The organism is Colwellia sp. MT41 (genome assembly GCF_001444365.1).
In the GTDB taxonomy this organism is placed as follows: domain Bacteria; phylum Pseudomonadota; class Gammaproteobacteria; order Enterobacterales; family Alteromonadaceae; genus Colwellia; species Colwellia marinimaniae.
Window position 1 is genome coordinate 3,208,266 of the sequence record NZ_CP013145.1, and the last position, 18,476, is coordinate 3,226,741.

The 18,476-nt window shown below is 40.7% G+C and carries 13 protein-coding genes; 6 read left to right on the plus strand and 7 right to left on the minus strand.

Features of this window, described 5'->3' with window-relative positions:
- Positions 1 to 309 precede the first annotated feature (309 nt).
- Positions 310 to 3,420, minus strand: a complete 3,111-nt coding sequence (locus tag CMT41_RS13705; protein WP_058027578.1) for an efflux RND transporter permease subunit — start codon at positions 3,418 to 3,420, stop codon at positions 310 to 312.
- Positions 3,420 to 4,562 (minus strand): efflux RND transporter periplasmic adaptor subunit, encoded by a 1,143-nt coding sequence (locus CMT41_RS13710; protein ID WP_058027579.1) that lies wholly within the window; start codon positions 4,560 to 4,562, stop codon positions 3,420 to 3,422. The genes CMT41_RS13705 and CMT41_RS13710 overlap by 1 nt, the downstream gene beginning before the upstream one ends.
- Positions 4,563 to 4,742: 180 nt before the next feature.
- Between CMT41_RS13710 and CMT41_RS13715 the strand changes: the two genes are divergently transcribed.
- From CMT41_RS13715 to CMT41_RS13730, 4 genes are all read left to right on the plus strand, one after another.
- The gene (locus tag CMT41_RS13715; RefSeq protein WP_058027580.1) at positions 4,743 to 5,609 is read left to right on the plus strand and encodes a hypothetical protein; all 867 of its coding nucleotides are present in this window, start codon (positions 4,743 to 4,745) and stop codon (positions 5,607 to 5,609) included.
- Positions 5,610 to 6,254: 645 nt separating this feature from the next.
- Positions 6,255 to 7,838 (plus strand): alkaline phosphatase, encoded by a 1,584-nt coding sequence (locus CMT41_RS13720; RefSeq protein ID WP_058027581.1) that lies wholly within the window; start codon positions 6,255 to 6,257, stop codon positions 7,836 to 7,838.
- 24 nt (positions 7,839 to 7,862) lie between these two features.
- Positions 7,863 to 9,677 carry an alkaline phosphatase gene (locus tag CMT41_RS13725; RefSeq protein ID WP_058027582.1) on the plus strand — a complete coding sequence of 605 codons (1,815 nt, stop codon included), beginning with the start codon at positions 7,863 to 7,865 and terminating at the stop codon, positions 9,675 to 9,677.
- Between the two features lie 130 nt (positions 9,678 to 9,807).
- Positions 9,808 to 10,530, plus strand: coding sequence for a hypothetical protein (locus CMT41_RS13730; protein ID WP_157466379.1), 723 nt, complete (start codon positions 9,808 to 9,810; stop codon positions 10,528 to 10,530).
- 88 nt (positions 10,531 to 10,618) lie between these two features.
- Here the strand turns inward: CMT41_RS13730 and CMT41_RS13735 are convergent, their stop codons facing one another.
- Positions 10,619 to 10,816 (minus strand): hypothetical protein, encoded by a 198-nt coding sequence (locus tag CMT41_RS13735; RefSeq protein ID WP_058027584.1) that lies wholly within the window; start codon positions 10,814 to 10,816, stop codon positions 10,619 to 10,621.
- A gap of 89 nt (positions 10,817 to 10,905) precedes the next feature.
- Here CMT41_RS13735 and CMT41_RS13740 point away from each other — a divergent pair, with 89 nt between their 5' ends.
- Positions 10,906 to 11,148: a hypothetical protein gene (locus CMT41_RS13740; RefSeq protein WP_058027585.1), complete on the plus strand. Its 243-nt coding sequence runs from the start codon at positions 10,906 to 10,908 to the stop codon at positions 11,146 to 11,148.
- 159 nt (positions 11,149 to 11,307) lie between these two features.
- A complete protein-coding gene (locus CMT41_RS13745; RefSeq protein WP_058027586.1) occupies positions 11,308 to 13,359 on the plus strand; it encodes a M13 family metallopeptidase in 2,052 nt (683 codons plus the stop codon).
- Between the two features lie 242 nt (positions 13,360 to 13,601).
- Here CMT41_RS13745 and CMT41_RS13750 read toward each other — a convergent pair whose 3' ends face one another.
- The 4 genes from CMT41_RS13750 to CMT41_RS13765 all read right to left on the minus strand — a co-directional run bounded on the left by CMT41_RS13750 (position 13,602) and on the right by CMT41_RS13765 (position 18,350).
- Positions 13,602 to 14,846 (minus strand): hypothetical protein, encoded by a 1,245-nt coding sequence (locus tag CMT41_RS13750; RefSeq protein WP_058027587.1) that lies wholly within the window; start codon positions 14,844 to 14,846, stop codon positions 13,602 to 13,604.
- Between the two features lie 80 nt (positions 14,847 to 14,926).
- Positions 14,927 to 15,715: a substrate-binding periplasmic protein gene (locus tag CMT41_RS13755; protein ID WP_083494296.1), complete on the minus strand. Its 789-nt coding sequence runs from the start codon at positions 15,713 to 15,715 to the stop codon at positions 14,927 to 14,929.
- Between the two features lie 224 nt (positions 15,716 to 15,939).
- Positions 15,940 to 17,085: a bifunctional chorismate mutase/prephenate dehydrogenase gene (gene tyrA, locus CMT41_RS13760; RefSeq protein WP_058027589.1), complete on the minus strand. Its 1,146-nt coding sequence runs from the start codon at positions 17,083 to 17,085 to the stop codon at positions 15,940 to 15,942.
- Between the two features lie 170 nt (positions 17,086 to 17,255).
- On the minus strand, positions 17,256 to 18,350 hold the full coding sequence (locus CMT41_RS13765; RefSeq protein WP_058027590.1) for a 3-deoxy-7-phosphoheptulonate synthase: 1,095 nt from the start codon (positions 18,348 to 18,350) through the stop codon (positions 17,256 to 17,258).
- Between the last annotated feature and the right edge of the window lie 126 nt (positions 18,351 to 18,476).

An 18,476-nucleotide genomic window follows, 5' to 3' on the forward strand; every position in this document is an offset into this window, starting at 1 on the left:
AGCAAGCGAAATACTGTTTTCTGGGTACCTTGCTGAGCAAAATTTTTACCCGTGAGTCTAGGGATTAAATGTAAAACAATAAGTCAGCTTACTTAAGCAAAGCACCCTGTAAAAAAAACTGACACTATCAAATGATTACTGCCGTTTACGCCCAAGGCAAGTTTTAATATTACTGAGTCAGCCTAAAATATTTTGATGATAAAAATAAAGCTTAAAGATAAAAAGCCCTAGCAACTTCGTCGACTAGGGTTTTATAGGATATTGCTTAGCTATTGATTAGCTATTAATTCGTCGCTAATTATAAGGGTACTATTTTGTATTAGCCTTCTGCTTAAGCTGTTCAATTTCATTAGCGATAGCTTGCGGTGAACTGGTATTACGACATAACCAGTAATAAGCACCCGGCACAATAAACAAGGTAAAGACACTCGCTAATGATACACCGGCAAAAATAACCACACCAATAACCATTCTACTTTCCGCGCCTGGTCCTACCGCTAACACTAAAGGAATAGCACTAGTAACTGTGGTGAACGTGGTCATCACTATCGGACGAAGTCTTTGCTTAGAGGCATTAATTAAGGCATCTTCAAAAGCAATACCCTTGTCACGTAACTGGTTAGCAAATTCGACAATTAAAATACCATTTTTTGCCGCTAAACCAATGAGCATAACAATACCTATTTGGCTATAGATGTTTAAACTCATGCCCATCAATTCCAGTCCGGCCAGCGCACCTACCAGCGCTAACGGTACGGTAAGTAAAATAACAAACGGATGAATAAAACTTTCAAACTGCGCGGCTAATACCAAGTAAGTAATTAACAATGCCAACAAGAACACAAACAAGATAGAGTTGCCCGATTCTTTTAGCAATAACGACTCACCTTTATAATCAATTTGCACATGTTCAGGCAGCTTGTTTTTGGTAACAGCCACTAAAAAGTCTAAGGCATCACCTAAGGCATAACCATCGGCTAAATTCGCCGTGATGGTAATACTACGTAAGCGGTTATAGCGATTTAGCCGTGACGAGGTGGCATTTTCACCAATAGTTAATAAGTTTGCTAATGGTATTAACTTACCCGTAGTGCGAGAGCGAACATAAAGGTTATCGATATCCGTTGGGCTTTGAAATTGCTTTTTATCACCTTCAACAATGACGTCATATTCTTCGCCTCTATCAACAAAAGTAGTAACGCGACGCTGACCTAACATGGTTTCTAGGGTTTCGGCGATATCACCAACTGGCACACCTAAATCATAAGCTCGTTCACGGTCGATTTGCACGAGTAACTGAGGGTATGTTTCTTTATAGTCACTATTTATATTGGACAAGTTAGGGTTCTTTTGCGCTTCGGTGATCAAAATATCACGCCACAGAGCCAGCTCAGCAAAGGTATTACCTTGTAGCACAAAAGACACCGGGGTATTACCGCCACCGCCGCCACCTATACCACGACGCATAATGGCAAAGGCGCGGACATCGGTAACACTTTGCACATCGCGGTTTATTTTATTAATAAAACTAAAGGTATCAATACTACGTTTATCCCAATCAGGTAAGCCGACAATGGCAATGCCGCCAGTGCCACCAAAACCGGGCACACGCACTAGTACCCGGTCTAACTCGCCTTTTGCTTGATAGCCTAAAAGTTTCTCTTCAATTTTATGCATATTTTTTACATTACTTTCATAACTGGCGCCTTCAGCGCTTTGCATAATTAAGAAGAAATTACCGCGGTCCTCTTTGGGCGTGTATTCCGACGGTAATTTATTAAACAATAAAAATACCGCGGCTAACGACAAGCCTAGTACCAGCACAATAAGCATAGGTTGATGAATACTATTTTTCAGGGCTCTGCCATAAGCCGCTTCAAAGCGGGAAAAAGCACGATCAAGCTTTTGACCAAAAGAGGAACTGCGCTCTCGGTGTTTTAACAATTTTGAACACATCATGGGGGTCAGTGACAAAGCTGTTATGCTTGAAAAAACCACGGCAGCAGCAATGGCAATGGCAAATTCAGTAAAGAGTCGTCCCATATTGCCCGATAAAAATATTAAAGGCACAAACACTGAAACCAATACTAAGGTGGTGGCAACAACAGCAAAAGCGACTTCCCTGCCCCCTTCATAGGCAGCTATTAAAGGTGTTTGACCGTTTTCGATACGGCGGTAAATATTTTCTAATACCACAATGGCATCGTCCACTACTAGACCGATAGCCAAGACTAAAGCCAACAGTGTTAATAGGTTAATGGAAAAACCAAACAAAGATAACGCCATCATGGAGCCAATAAGGGCGACCGGTACAGTAACCGCAGGAATTAAGGTGGCGCGCACATTACCTAAGAATAAAAAGATGACCAATACCACCATTAGCATGGCAATAATTAAGGTGCTATAGACCTCATCAATTGAGCCTTGAATAAAGACTGAGCTATCATAACTATTGGTTATGGTTGTGCCCACTGGCAAAGAGTTACGAATAGTGATCATTTCTTTTCTAGCAGATTTAACTACGTCCAAGGTATTGGCTTTTGATTGCTTAATAACGCCCAGACCGACCATGTTTTTACCATTGCCACGGAACATGTTTTCGTCATCTTGTGCACCAATGAAAACCTCGGCAACATCACCTAAACGCACCATAGCATTACTGGCTGAATTGCCTTCGGGGTGACTAATGACCATATTGGCAAAATCTTGCACGGTTAAGTAACTACGCTCTACTCGAATAGAGAAATCTCGGTCTATTGACTCGATACGCCCCGCCGGTAATTCCACATTTTCATTGCGTAAGGTATTTTCTATATCTTGCACGGTAATATTACGCGCGGCCATGGAGACACGATTAAGGCGTATTTTCATGGCATAAGTACGACCACCACCCACTTGTACTCGAGCAACACCATCAACTACAGCAAAACGATCAACAATATAGCGATTAGCATAATCGGTTAGCTCTAACGTACTCATGGTTTCACTTTGTAAAACAAACCAAACAATGACATTTTCATCGTCATTGGCTTTAGATACTTCCGGTGGTTCAGCTTGCTCGGGTAAGTTATTTAGCGCCCGAGAAATACGATCACGGACATCATTGGTGGCGGCATCAATATCACGGTCTAAGTTAAATTCAATGGTTATACTGGAGCGACCAACACGACTACTGGAACTTATACTTTTCACCCCTTCAATGCCACTTATTCTGTCTTCAAGTAGCTGAGTGATTTTAGTTTCAACAATGGCCGCAGAAGCCCCCGGATAATTGGTACTAATGTTAACAATTGGCGGGTCAATATCGGGGTATTCTCTTAATGGCAGCATTAAAAAAGCAACAATACCAAAGGTGATAATAAGTAAGTTTATTACCGTGGCAAAAACCGGTCGTTTTACCGACAAATCAGATAAAAACACTAGTTTTTGCTCCCATTCTCAACCGGAGACTTTACTTTAGCTGCTGTTTCTTCAGCGTCTTGCGCTATGATACTCAACGCAGAGCCATCACGTAGTTTAAGTGCCCCTTCAACGACGACTTGTTCGCCGGCAACTAAGCCGGAGAGAACCTCCACCATACCGGGATGACGACGACCTATTTTTATTGCTTTACGCACGGCTTTATTGTCCTTTTCGACAAAGACATAATGTTTATCTTCAATAGGAATAATACTGCTTTCTGGTAATTGTAAAATATTTTCGACTTGCAATAACACGCTAATATTAAGTAACATACCAGGGCGCAGTTTTAACGCTTTATTGTTGATGGTGGCGCGAACCTTGATGCTACGAGTACTGACATCAATGCGACTATCAATGGCAGAAATTTTGCCAATAAACTTTTTATCATGGTAAGCACTATTAACCGCGCTGATTTGTTGACCGACATGGATATGGGTTAACAAGCGCTCGGGTAAATAAAAGTCGACTTTTATAATACTCAAGTCATCCAAGCTAGTGATCACACTACCGGCATCAATATAAGCGCCTTTACTCACCTCACGAAAGCCAAGAACACCGGTAAATGGCGCACGAATAGTTAAGTCATTGAACTTAGCCTCAGCACTTACTAGCTGCGCTTCAATCGCCTTAGTTTTTGCTTCTTGTTGCTCCACTAAAGACTCAGAGGTAGCTCGACTGAGCAGTAACTCAGCTAAACGCTGTAAATGCGCCTTTGATTCAGACAAGTTGGCTTTTAACTCATTAACCTTTGCTAACTCTTCTAGATTATTCAGCTTAACTAACACAGCACCCTTGTTAACTTTTTGACCATCGTCAAAATAGACTTCATCAACAATATCTGAATATTTACTGGTGATCATCACCTGCTCATTTGCTCGCGCTGTACCTACCGCTTCAACACTTTCAATAAACTCGGCCAGTACCACGGATACCATTTTCACCGCAACGACACGTTTAAATGAACTTTTTTCTTGCTGGGCTTCAGGCCATTGTACATAAATAATTAAGGCCACTAAAATGGCAATTATACTGAATAAAGGTAAACGGCGGCTAATAGCCGAAGTGTTTGTTGCCGTGGTAGACACAGACTTATTTGACATAAAAAGGATCTCTAATTGCATAGTAATAGTGTGGCGAAAATCGTGCGTCTAACGTATATTGGACGGATAATTACACATAAACACTATAACCTATAGGCTAGTGAATAGCATTTACCTAGCCGGTAACTTAGCTTAAAATGTTAACCACTTAACGCAAATTAACACCAAAGAGAAAAACACTTGAATAAATTAGCCCTACTAGCCTTTGCCATACTATTATTTTTAAGCACCATGTTATGGTATCTCGCCAATGGCTCTTTAAATGAATACCTAAAAAGCCAAGTTCTTTTACAAAGTCATTACTATAGCGGCCAAAAGGCTCAGTTACTCAGTGCAGACTTTTCAAATAATACTGGCATTACTCACTTTACCGACTTATCAATTGCCAATATAGAGGGTTTAACTCAGCCTCAACTAATTAAAGTCGATAACATCAGTGTGCATTTAGCAGAGCTTGCTACTAGCCAATTTGACGCACCCAGCATAGCGAAAAAAACCACTACCTTAGTGCATGTTAAGCAACTGCGTTTTAATAAGTTGCACGCTTGGTCCGAGGTGACACAAACTGGTCAAACTAATCTCGAAGTCTTGTATAAAAAAATCGAGATTCAATTAGCGACTGATTACCCCGCTTTATACCCACAACTAAGCGCTGAGCTATACGCAAAAATGTACCCTGAGCGTAGCGAGAAATTGGCCTTAGAAAATATTGATAGCCGCCCCAAAACACCCGAAATTGAAACCAACCAAGCAATAATCGCCTCCAAGAAAGCTAAACAGAAAAAGCGCCTCTTAGGTAAGGCACAAACCCGCGTTAGCGTCAGTTCAGTACTTATTAAAGAATTAACCCTGACCATGATTAAAGGTAATAAAGTGCTTACCAAACGCTTTGATAATATCGAGTTAGGCCGCCTTGGTGATGAAAATGGCTTAGATAGCAATCAGTTGGGCGGAGAATTACTTAGACGTTTACTCGGTGAGTTAATCCGTATAGAAAAAGACAACCCGATGGCAAGCTTGGCTAATGAGCTTGAGCAGCAGGAATAAATACAACGGATACATTAGGGGCTGTTGCTCTTTCGAGATGATTTTTACCACAGTTCCCTTGATATTTAGAGTAAATATAGTATGGGTGTAGCTACCTCAACTGGCATAACCTCGAATCATATAGCTTGCTATATATATGCCAGCAAACGCTGCACCTTATTTAAACCACTGAAAAGTCTTTAATTGCCGCTAATTTTTTCGGTTGTATGATTCTATTTTTAACGGCTAGCTGAAACCTGCTAGCTGGACGGAGAAAATAGCACGGTGTTAACTTGACTTAAAAAAGCGGGGTATAAGAGTAGTACCTTTAGATAACAGCAATTCCCCTGGAAAATATGGCTCGCTAAACTGATAAGGATCATTGCCACAGTTAGCCCCTTGATTACTATGATCAGCACAAACGTTGGCTAAACGGTCTTTAGCTACCACTTCCCCCTTGCCTGTCACATTTACGTTATAAATCCTTCATCCTTCCTTCATTTTTAATTTACCTAATTGTCATTTTTAATTTACCAAACTGTCATTTTTAGTCACTAGCATAGCGATGATGTTAATGCCGCTGCGTTAGCAAAAATTATTACCCGAATAAATAACCTTAACTATTAACCTTTATTTTTCACTTAATACCTAACCAAAGGAAGCACTATGAAGTCAATGTGGGTTTCACTTTCAGCTTTGTCATCACTTTTACTCGCTAGCGTCGCTGACGCTGGCGTTTTGCCCAATGTGCAAAAAGAAAGTCAGTGGTTTGTTGATGGCCAACAAAGCGTTATTACTAAAACCAAGCTAACGACACGTAATAAAGCAAAGAATGTCATTTTATTTGTCGGCGACGGTATGGGATTATCAACCTTAACCGCGGCACGAATTTTAGCCGGACAAAATGAAGGGAAACTGGGTGAGGAAGGATATTTAAGTTTTGAAAGATTCCCTTATTCTGCCCAAGTTAAAACCTACAATGTAGACGCACAAACCCCAGACTCTGCAGGAACTATGACCGCAATGATGTCAGGGGTCAAAACCGATGTCGGTGTTATTGGTGTTGATGAAGATATTGTTCGTGGTGATTGCGCAACCGTTGCCGGTAATGAATTAGTCACCTTATTGGAAGCCGCTGAAATTAAAGGTTTGTCGACAGGAATTATTTCCACGGCCCGCATAACTCATGCAACCCCAGCGGCAGCTTATGCAAAGTCTGCCGAGCGCAACTGGGAAGATATATCAGATATGCCTGAAGCCGCTATAACGGCTGGCTGTACAGATATTGCTACCCAGCTCATTGATTTTGAAAAAAATTTAGAGCAGCGTTTTCCTGGCGTTGATGTTAATGGTATTGAAGTTGTTTTTGGTGGTGGACGTCGACACTTCCTTCCCAAAGATGCAAGCTACAACAGCGCAGATGCTAGCAGTGCTATTGAAGGCGACCGTAGTGATGGTGTTGACTTAACAGCAAAATGGCAAGAGCAATATCCAAGTGGTAAATATGTTATTGATCAAGCTGGCTTTGATGCCATTGATGCCAGTAGCACGACGCGCGTATTGGGACTATTTAATGAATCTCATATGCACTATGAAGCGGATCGTAAAAATGATATTGCTGGTGAGCCTTCCCTCACTGAAATGACCCGTAAAGCTATTGATATTTTGGATAACAATGACCAAGGTTTTTTTCTAGTGGTTGAATCTGGACGCATTGACCACGCTCATCATGCGGGCTCCGCATACAATGCACTAACCGATACCATAGAGTTCTCTAATGCGGTACAAGCAGCTATCGATAATACCAACTCCGAAGAGACTTTAATTTTAGTTACTGCTGATCATAGTCATGTATTTACCATTGCTGGTTACCCCAAACGTGGCAATCCCATTTTAGGTAAGGTTGTTAATGTCGGTGAAACAGAGCCTGCACTTGCCAGTGACGGCATGCCATACACCACAGTCGGTTATACCAACGGTAAAGGCTTTCGCAATTTAGTGAATGAGACCAATGCCGACCTTACTTATAACGACGATGCGGTTGCTGGTCGCCAAGACCTAACAATGATTGATACAACATCAACAGGTTTCCATCAAGAAGCGGCTATACCACTGGGCTCTGAAACTCATGCCGGCGAAGATATTAGCTTACATGCTATCGGTCCTGGCGCTCATTTAGCACAAGGTGTTATTGAGCAAAGTGTTATTTTTCATATCATCAACCAGTCTCTTGGCTTAATTGCTCACTAACTTGCTAATCGAAAGGAATTAACAATGAAAACATTAAATTTAATATCATTAGCCGTGTTAGCCACATTAGCGGGTTGCGAAGGCAGCGACGGCAATGACGGCACTAACGGTGATAAGGGTGTAAACAGTTTGATTAAGCAAACTTTAGTCAGTGTTGGCCATAAGCAGTGCCTGAATGGTGGTGTGCAAATTGATTCAGGCTTAGATGACAATGGCTCTGGTACTTTAGACGCTAGCGAGATTGAGGCAACTGAGTTTGTTTGTCAGGCAACAATTACCCAAATGCAAGGCTCGGCATTGGCCGCGACCACTAATAACCTTTGGTATGAGCAAGGGCAGAGTGTTTTAGCACAGGCGAAATTGAATACTAAATCCTTGGTTAATACCCGGGGAAAAGCCAAAAATATCATATTATTTGTCGGTGATGGTATGGGCATATCAACCGTTACCGCCGCGCGTATTTTAGCTGGCCAACAATTAGGTAAATTGGGCGAAGAACATCAGTTAAGTTTTGACAAATTCCCCTACTCTGGTTTTGCTAAAACCTATAATGTAGATGCACAAACACCCGATTCTGCCGGCACAATGACAGCAATGATGTCAGGGGTGAAAACTGATGTCGGCGTCATTGGTGTTACTGAAGCCATTAGTCGCGGCGATTGCTCGACACTCTTTGGTAATGAGTTAGTGACCGCCTTAGAGCTGGCAGAAATAGCGGGGAAATCAACCGGCATTATCTCTACCGCACGTATTACGCATGCGACACCAGCCGCAACCTATGCTAAATCTGCGGAAAGAAATTGGGAAGATATTTCCGATATGCCCGCAGCAGCCATTGCCGCAGGTTGTCAGGATATAGCCTCACAACTGATCAACTTTGAAAGCAATATTGAAAACCGCTTTCCAGGGGCTAATGTTGATGGTCTTGAAGTGGTATTAGGGGGTGGCAGACGCCATTTTTTGCCCAATGATGCAGCATTTAATAGCGCCGATGCGAGCAGTGCTGTTGAAGGTGATAGAACCGATGGTCGAGACTTAACGGCAGAATGGCAAGTGCAATATCCCTCGGGCAGTTATGTTATTGACCAAGCGGGCTTTGATGCGGTTGATGCCAATACCACATCACACTTATTTGGTTTATTTAATGAATCACATATGCACTATGAAGCAGATCGTAAAAATGATATTTTAGGTGAACCGTCTTTACGTGAGATGACCAGTAAAGCTATTGATATTCTTGATAATAATGAAGCTGGTTTTTTCTTAATGGTTGAAGCTGGCAGAATAGATCATGGCCATCATGCGGGCAGTGCTTATGCGGCATTAACCGATACTATTGCCTTTGCCGATGCCATACAAGCGGCGGTTGAGGCAACCAACCCTGCAGAGACCTTAATTATTGTAACGGCCGATCACAGCCATGTTTTCACTATGGCGGGCTATCCAAAACGTGGTAATCCAATTTTAGGCAAGGTAATTAGTGTTGGTAAAACCGAGCCTAGCCTAGCAAGTGATGGCCTGCCTTACACCACATTAGGTTACACCAACGGTAAAGGTTTTAGAGATTTAGGCGCTGAAACTAATGCCGATACAGGTTATAACGGTGATGCAGTGACTGGCCGTCAAGATCTTACCCTAGTTGATACTAATACTAGCGGTTTTCACCAAGAAACTCTGGTACCGCGAGGCTCTGAGACACATGCAGGTGAAGATGTCGGTATTTATGCCATGGGCCCTGGCGCACATTTAATTACCGGTACCAATGAGCAAAGTATTATTTTCCACGTAATGGATTATGCCGCTGACCTGGTAAAAAAAGCTGAAATGGCCATGGATTAACGAGGATTTATCAACGTTATCTTTACTATCAACGCTAAAAAGATAAGGAGTCTGCCCTGTTTAGCACAAAACATGCAGCTTCTTTATCTTTATTTTACTCACTGCCTTATTAGCATCAAATGAACTTATTATGAAAACTACCGTATTATTACTGTCAACAATATTCCTGTTAACGCTATCGTTCAGCAGTAGCGCCAGTGAATGTAACATTTCGCCCAACTTACTCAGTGCTTATTATGATGTTAGCCAGCAGGGACGAAGAAACACACCAATGCAGGCAGCAGCACAGAAAAAAACCTTTGAATTACACCGCCAGAAAAATCAAGTGCTACAACGAGATATTAGCCAAGGCATTAATGATATTTGGTCGTTAAATGCTAATCGCTTGTCGTTAAGCCGAGCCTTTGAACAATATCAACATGCCATAGAGTATCAGGCCAATGAATTGCGCTATCAGCCACAGTGGCGAAATATTTTTCAATTAGTAGTAACGCCTAAACTCAAGGAGATGCAACTGGTCGAACAAAAAAAGTCGGGCTGTCAATTAGAGCAACACTATGTACTTAAAAGTAAACACACTGAATATCAATTAGTGTGGTTACCTAAACTGCAATTGATCAAGTTCTTCCAAGCCAAGAGCAGCACATTGACTCACCAATGGAAATTAACGAATTACCACGCTGACTCGGCACAAATCACCGCACTATTTAAGCAGTATTCTAGTTATCAAAGTACCGATTATGCTGATGTTGGTGATAACCAATCAATACCTTTTCTAGCCGCTATGATTAATCAGGGTTTTTCCGCCTCACAAGATACTCAAAATAGGCACAAACATCAGCACACTCATTAAGCTAAAGACATTAAGACAGCATATAAGCTTGTTTAATAATTTCCTGTCTCATTAGCTAATGCGCAGGAGGTTATTATAAATCTGCCTTTTAGCTTGCCAAGTTATATAGAACATTCATCACTATAGTCAGCCCCTGTTCAACTTCCCTTTCATCCATGGCGGCAAAACCCAAACGGATAAAACGGAACTCTTTAGTAGATAAATCATTATCAGGTAAGTTTTCGCGAGACAAGTCTTTGGCTCTGTAAAATTCGATTTCCGTTTGCAGGTAGACCTGCTTAGCCATCAGCTCCTCTTTTAAGCCAACAATAGACTTACCGGTATCAAGCCAAATGCCATATCCCCTTTCACTTTAACGACAACACCATAGTGAGCGTGAAAGAAAGTAAGAGTGAAAGCGAGAATGAGAGCTTGCTAGGTCAGCAGTTAATGGCCCATGTCAGTAATCAACTCCCGTTAGCACAACAACTTAGATCGACTGAGGGGATTAAAAATGCAATCAATATCAGCCTAATATTTCACGGTGAAGATGATTATATTTCCCCTCATGATGTCAGTGTTGAGCATAGTGCAAGGCGAAATAAGCCACTTTTGGCTGAGCTAATACGCTCGCTTTGACCGACAACTTATTTAGTAAACCTCCTAATACCTAATTGGCGACAACTTACATTTTCTGATATCTTATTTACCAATGATTAACATTTTACCCAAGTGTTAATCTTACTTATCAATAATAGATAGTTATACCAGCAATAATAATACAAAAAGGACGTTACCATGAAAAAGACATTAGTCTCTTTAACCGTGCTCATAGGGTTAATGGGCTGCAATAATAGCAATAACTTAAATACATCAATTGATGAGAATAGCGGGCCCGTGCTTATTTCAGGGCTAAATATTACTGCCATAGATACCACAGTAAAACCTGGCGATGACTTTAACCTTTATGCGAATGGCAATTGGATAAAGCAAACCAAAATCCCAGCTGACAAATCATCTTATGGCGTAGGTACCATAGTGCACGAACAATCTCAAAGTGACGTTAGAGCGATTATCGAAGCGGCTTCTAGTGGTGACTTTGTCCAAGGCTCCAATGAGCAAAAAGTGGGTGATTTATATCAATCTTATATTGACTGGGATACCCGTAATAAAATTGGTTTAGCACCTATTCATCATGAGTTTAGCCAAATAGATAACATTAGCAATTACGATGAATTAGCGATACATTTTGCCGTGGCGAATAAACTCGGTTATGCCATTCCATTTAATCTTGCTCAATATGTCGATTTTAAAAATCCAAACTCTTATATGAGATATACCTGGCAATCAGGTTTGGGTTTACCTGACAGAGAGTATTATTTATTAGATGACGATGCCTCAAAAGAGCTCAGAGCAAGTTACCTTACTCACATAGAAAAAATGCTAAGCCTGGCCGGATTAGCCAATCCAAAAGCAGCCGCTAAAGATATCTTTGCCTTAGAAACCAAATTGGCTAGTCAGCAGATGAAAAAAGAGCAAACCCGCGATATGGTTGCTCTTTATAATAAGATACCGACCAAAGAGTTAAGCAAAATCATGCCTGATTTCAACTGGAGTGGTTTCTTAGCACAAGCTGGCATTAGCGATATCGATGGTGTTGTTATTACGCAAATGGACTACATGAAAGCGCTGAATAACATCATCAAAGAGACACCAATATATACCTGGCATGTCTACTTAAAGTGGGGCGTTATTAATAGCACTGCAAGTCGACTGACCCAAGAGATAGACCAACAAAACTTTGAATTTTATGGCAAGACCTTACGTGGGGTAAAAACACAACTGCCGATGTGGCGCCGCGGTGTTAGTGTGGTAAATCAAAATATAGGTGAAGTGGTTGGCAAAGTTTATGTTAAAAAGCACTTCCCACCGCAAGCTAAAGCACGTATGGAAGAATTAGTGAATAATCTAATCAAAGCGTATAAAGTTAGCATTGAAAACCTTGATTGGATGACAGCTGAAACCAAAAAGCAGGCGTTAGATAAGTTAGCTAAGTTTACCACTAAAATTGGTTACCCGGAGATCTGGAAAGATTACTCAGCCTTAACCATCAAAAAAGATGATTTATTTGGTAACTTAAAACGCTCTGCTTTAGTAGTTTACCAACAGGGTTTAGATAAACAAAATGGCCCGGTACAAAAACATGAGTGGGCTATGACACCACAAACGGTTAATGCTTATTACAACCCTCCGTTAAACGAAATAGTGTTTCCTGCGGCAATATTACAACCACCATTTTTCAACTTAAATGCCGAAGATGCTGTTAATTATGGGGCTATCGGCGCCGTTATTGGTCATGAAATTGGTCATGGTTTTGATGATGCTGGCAGTGCTTTTGACGGTGATGGTGTTTTACGTAACTGGTGGACAGATGCCGATAAAGCGGAGTTTAAAAGCAGAACTAACAAGTTAGTGGCCCAATACGATGAGTTTGAACCACTTAAAGGTGTTCATGTTAATGGTACTTTTACCTTGGGTGAAAACATTGGCGACCTTGGCGGCTTAAGTATTTCACTGCTGGCATATAAAATGTCCTTAGCAGATAAACCTTCGCCAGTTATTGATGGCTTTACCGGCGAACAACGTGTTTTCTTGGGCTACGCACAAAGCTGGAGTAAAAAGTATCGAGAAAAAGCATTAAAACATCAAATCAGTACCGATCCACATTCACCTGCCATGTACCGAGTAAATGGTGTGGTCCGTAATATCCCTGAATTTTATCAGCTGTTTGCGGTAAAAGAAGGCGATAAGCTTTACTTAGCACCAGAGCAACGCGTAAAAATTTGGTAGTTATATTTTAATCGAAGCGCGAGTTAAGCTAAGCGCTAATTAAAGTAAGTACTTGTTAAACTAAGTACTAGTTAAAAGAAAAAAGCGCTGAGTTACCTTAAGTAACTCAGCGCTTTTCTTTCTTACCTTAGCCAAGCTAATATTATGTTAAATAAATTTAAGTAGACTTTTTCTGCGGCAACGACCATGGCCAATAGTACCGGTACATTCTTAAAGGCATTTAAAACTAGCTTAAATACACTTTAGAAATAATAACCAACGTTAATATTAAACCTCGTTTGCCACACTTTACTATCTCCTGCCATGGTGCCGCCAATAAAGGGTTGATTTTTGGCTCTGACTAGGTCGACATAGGTATAAAGTCCGCCCGCTGAGATAGCGACCCCTAATACGTTCATAATAGTGTCATTGTCAAAATCAGCCGATTTATCAGTCATTAAGTTATAGTTGTTATAAAAATTTAATGAGCTAATCGGACCAAATTCGACCGGCTTTAAGTAGGCTATATTAACGCTATAAAGCTTTGCTTCACTGGGAATAGAATCATAAAAACTATAAGCACCAACGGCTAACAATGGCGAGTAGCTATCAAAGTTATATTCATAGTCGGTATATTGCAGTTTGATATTCCAACGATTAAATTGCGCGTCAGTGTGTAAGGCAAAGGCCGTTCGGTCACCTATCGATGAAGTGGCATCTCGTATGTCTCCTGATAACCAAGAAAAACCCAATTCAACATTAGCTAACTGATAGGCATAACGTAAACTTAAGGTATTGTGCTCAGCAGCTGCTAGGCTAGGTTGCTGATAAATGCCCTCGTCACTTGCACGTACACCAACTATATCGTAAGAATACCTATCGGTTCGATTGTCTACATAACCATCTATACCGCCCATTTCATCGGTAAAGAAAAAGGCCAGCCGTAAATCATGTGTAGCCGTTTTTCTAATAAATTTGATACCGGCATCATAGTCATCTTCTAAACCAACGTAGTAATTACTACTAAAGAAATAATTGTGAGAGTTATAATTTAAGTTGCCAAATGGCACCCGTGTTATACCTATTTGTCCTTGCCATTCGTTATCAAAATCATAACCAAGCCAAGCATGATGAATAACATTCATGTATTGAAACCAGCGATATTGCGCAGATAATATCACCCCGCCAATTGCACCATTTAAATCAAGGCGAAATAGATCAAAGTCTAGATCGCCTCCTCGGTTGGTATTGGCATCGTTGTAATCTTCATATACATATTGAAAACGAACGGCGCCACCCAAAATAATGCCAGCATCGTCTTCTGCAACTACTTTGTTACCCGCAGTTTTTTTTTCTGCAGTAATGTTAGCCGCTGCATTTACTGCCTTTTTTAGTTGCTGTATTTCTATTTCAAGTTGCTTTACTTTGTTGCTCAGCTCTTCTTTTTCAGTAGAAAAACATACCTGAGAAAAGCATAAGGGCAATAAAAAAATTGTTAGATTTTTCATAATATCTACCTAATTAGCTTGCTAATAATATGATTTACCGCTAAAAAACTTATAGCTTTTATGGTTAGTGATGTAATTGATTAATTGCTTTCAACTGGCCACTTCTCGCCATTACTATCTGGAATATAATAAGAAATTGGACGCAATTTTTTTAACTTAGTAAAACCTTGGTTAAACTTGTCTCTGAAGTACTCGGCATTGGGGTGCTCTTTAGAACAGAGTAAAAAGTTTAACTGTGACTTTAAGGGCTTAGGATGGGTGGTAACCTGCTTTATTGCGGCTTCACTATAAAGTTGCCGCAATTGATACCAACCGGTTTTGACACTGGGGAATATATCAATTCTGCCGGCCATTAACATTTGCCAGTTTTGCTTATCTCTGGCAACCCAGTGAACACTTAATGCTTGTTGATCTGCCAACCGATGAAACTCCTCACTGTAGGTGTAGCTCAATGTTGCCCCAATGATATATCGAGATAAGTCAGTTAACTTTTGCCATTCAACTGGGGTCTTTTTCAAATGGAAAAACAACCACTCTTCTGCAAAAAGTGGTTCACTAAAAATGAATGATTTCAATCGGTCTGGCGTTTTTGCGTAATACATAATGCAAGCTTCATGGCCTAGCCTTATCATACGTAAACCACGTGCCCAGGGAACAAATAAAAACTCTGTTTTAATGCCTTCTAAAGCAAAAGCATCGGCAACGAGTCTAGATACATAACCTTTATCTTCATCAACCTCGTTGATAGCTGGTGGATAACTGCCAGTAACAATAACGATGGAGGTTAAATCATCTTTTTCCGCCGCAACACCTGCAGCAGCCAAGCATAAGAAAGCACAGTAAAAAAACAGCTTAAAACAATTCATCATAAATAAATTTACTCTGTTCTTATGGCTACGAGGAAACTTTCAATAGTTAAATTGAATGAGCCCAAACGCTTAACATTTTTAGGATTGCATTAATTTTTATAGCTTATAAAAGAAATTAAGCAATGTTTCCCTGAAGTGGCAGAGGTATTCGCTAGGTTATTAGCAAGCAAACCCAGCGTTTGCTGATAACTATAATATCGGTATTAATAACTCCGCTTGCTAGCTTAATGCTTTTTCAATTCATTGGCTTTTAATAACATGGATTTACTTTCTTCGAGAAAGTCACCGGCATAATCACCAAACCAATCAGAGACGTGATTGAACATATCAACAAAGGCATCTTTATCATCAAGACTGACATCTTCAAGTAACTCTAAGAATCGATAAGCAAAACGTTTCATCATGGCAACATTGTCTTTGTTAGCAAAGATAATATCAGCATATAGGCTCGGGTCTTGGGCAAATAACCGGCCAACCATGATCAGCTCTAATCGATAAATAGGCGAGCTCATTGCCAGCAACTTTTCAATATCCACATCTTCTGCCATTAAATGATAACCGTAAGCAATGGTAGAAAAATGTCGCATCACTTGTACCATAGACATGGCTTGATCATGTTCATGGGCTTCAACCGGGTAAATTTTCGCACCCCACACTTCAAATTGCTCGAGTAACCACTGATATTTTTCAGGGTAGCGGCCTTGACAACTAATAATGGTTTGTTTAATTAAACCTGTAACATCAGGACCAAACATCGGATGTAAACCTACCACAGGACCTGAGTGTGCCTTTTTCATTTCAACTATAGGTGACTCTTTAATACTGGTTAAGTCGGCCAGGATACAATCTTTTGGCAAGTTATTAAGGTGATGAATAACCATGGTGGTTAGACGAATAGGCACAGCGACAATGACCACGCTGGCATCAGCTAAAATAGCCGCACTGTTGGGCCAATCGTTTTGCTCAATAATCTCAACTTGGTAATCAGAGCGCTGAAACAGGTCAACAAAAATAGCACCTAACTGTCCTTTACCGCCAACCACAACAATCTTTTTACACTCAGGGTTTACACAGCGATAACCACTGGCATCTTGGCTGACATAAGAGTCACGCATTAAACGACGTAACACATCTTCAATTAAGTCAGGAGATAGCCCAGCTTCACTGGCTTGTAAACGTCTTTTAGCAAATAAACTCGCTTCACGTACTGGGTCATAAATAGGTTTACCAACACTACTTTTTAATTGCCCTACTTTACTGGTAACGCTAAGTCGCCTTTGTAATAGCTCAACTAAATCACTATCAATTTCATCAATTTCATCACGTAAGCTGGTTAACTTTTTATCAAAGTCGGGATCTGAATTCGTCATTGCTCTCTCTTCTATAAAACATTTTCTCTAAAGCATCTTATCTAAAGCCATAGTATTAAAGTATTTTTCTTTAATACTATGGCTCAAAATTAAAATAGAAAACGCGACTAATGTCGCGTTTAATACCTTAGCTACATACCTTAGTTAAAGAACCGGTAGGCAAAAAACCGTTAGGCAATGCGCGCGGTTAAACAAGCCGATAGACGTGCATCGATATCGGCTAATAATTGCTCGGTTTCAGCAAAGTTAATGCAGGCATCGGTAACCGAGACACCGTAAGCTAAATCTTCTTTGGCTAAATCGCTGCTTTGCTTACCAGCATTAATATTACTTTCTAACATTATACCAATAATCGATTTATTACCCGTACAAATTTGCTCAACCACATCTAGGGCAACTAATGGCTGACGGGTGTAATCTTTATTCGAATTACCATGGCTACAATCAACAATGATACCGGCATCAATACCTTGTTTAGCTAATACTTGCTCACACTCGGCAATGCTTTTTGCATCATAGTTAGGCGCTGCACCACCCCGTAAAATAATATGACCATCCGGGTTACCTCGGGTTTGAATCAAGGCAACTTGTCCTTGACGGTTTATGCCCATAAAGTGATGGGGCGAAGCGGCTGATTGCAATGCATTTACTGCCACATCTAAACTACCATTAGTGCCATTTTTAAAACCAATTGGCATGGATAAACCACTGGCCATTTCTCTGTGAGTCTGTGACTCGGTAGTACGAGCACCAATCGCTGACCAGCTAAACACTTCAGCCAAGTATTGTGGGCTAATAGGGTCAAGCGCTTCGGTTGCCAAGGGTAAACCAAGCTCTGTTAAGTAAAGAATCAATTCACGGGCTTTGCGCAGGCCATTTTCAACATCAAACGAGCCATCCATATGTGGGTCGTTAATTAGACCTTTCCAACCCACTGTGGTACGTGGCTTTTCAAAATAAACACGCATAACCACAAATAAAGAACCTTGGTGTTTATTCTGCAGCGCTTTTAGCTGACGAGCATAATCTTTAGCGGCTTCAACATCATGAACAGAGCATGGACCTGAAATCACCAATAAACGAGGATCACGCTTGTGAATGATAGCTGAAATAGTTTTACGCGATTGTTGTACAAAGTCACGACCGGCTTCAGAAAGTGGTAATTCCGCACGTAAAGCTTCGGGCGTAATTAATACATGCTCAGCATTAACATGAATGTCATTTGAGCTTGTTGGTACTGCTGATAATTTGCTGGCTGTGGTCATTATTTTTCCTTGATTTATTTATTTTCCACCACAAGGTGGAGCATTGAAGTGTGTACGCTAGCTAAATAAACAGATTAAACATGTGAAATTCAAGGCAGAAGAATAGCGGTACAGCTCAACCAAAAA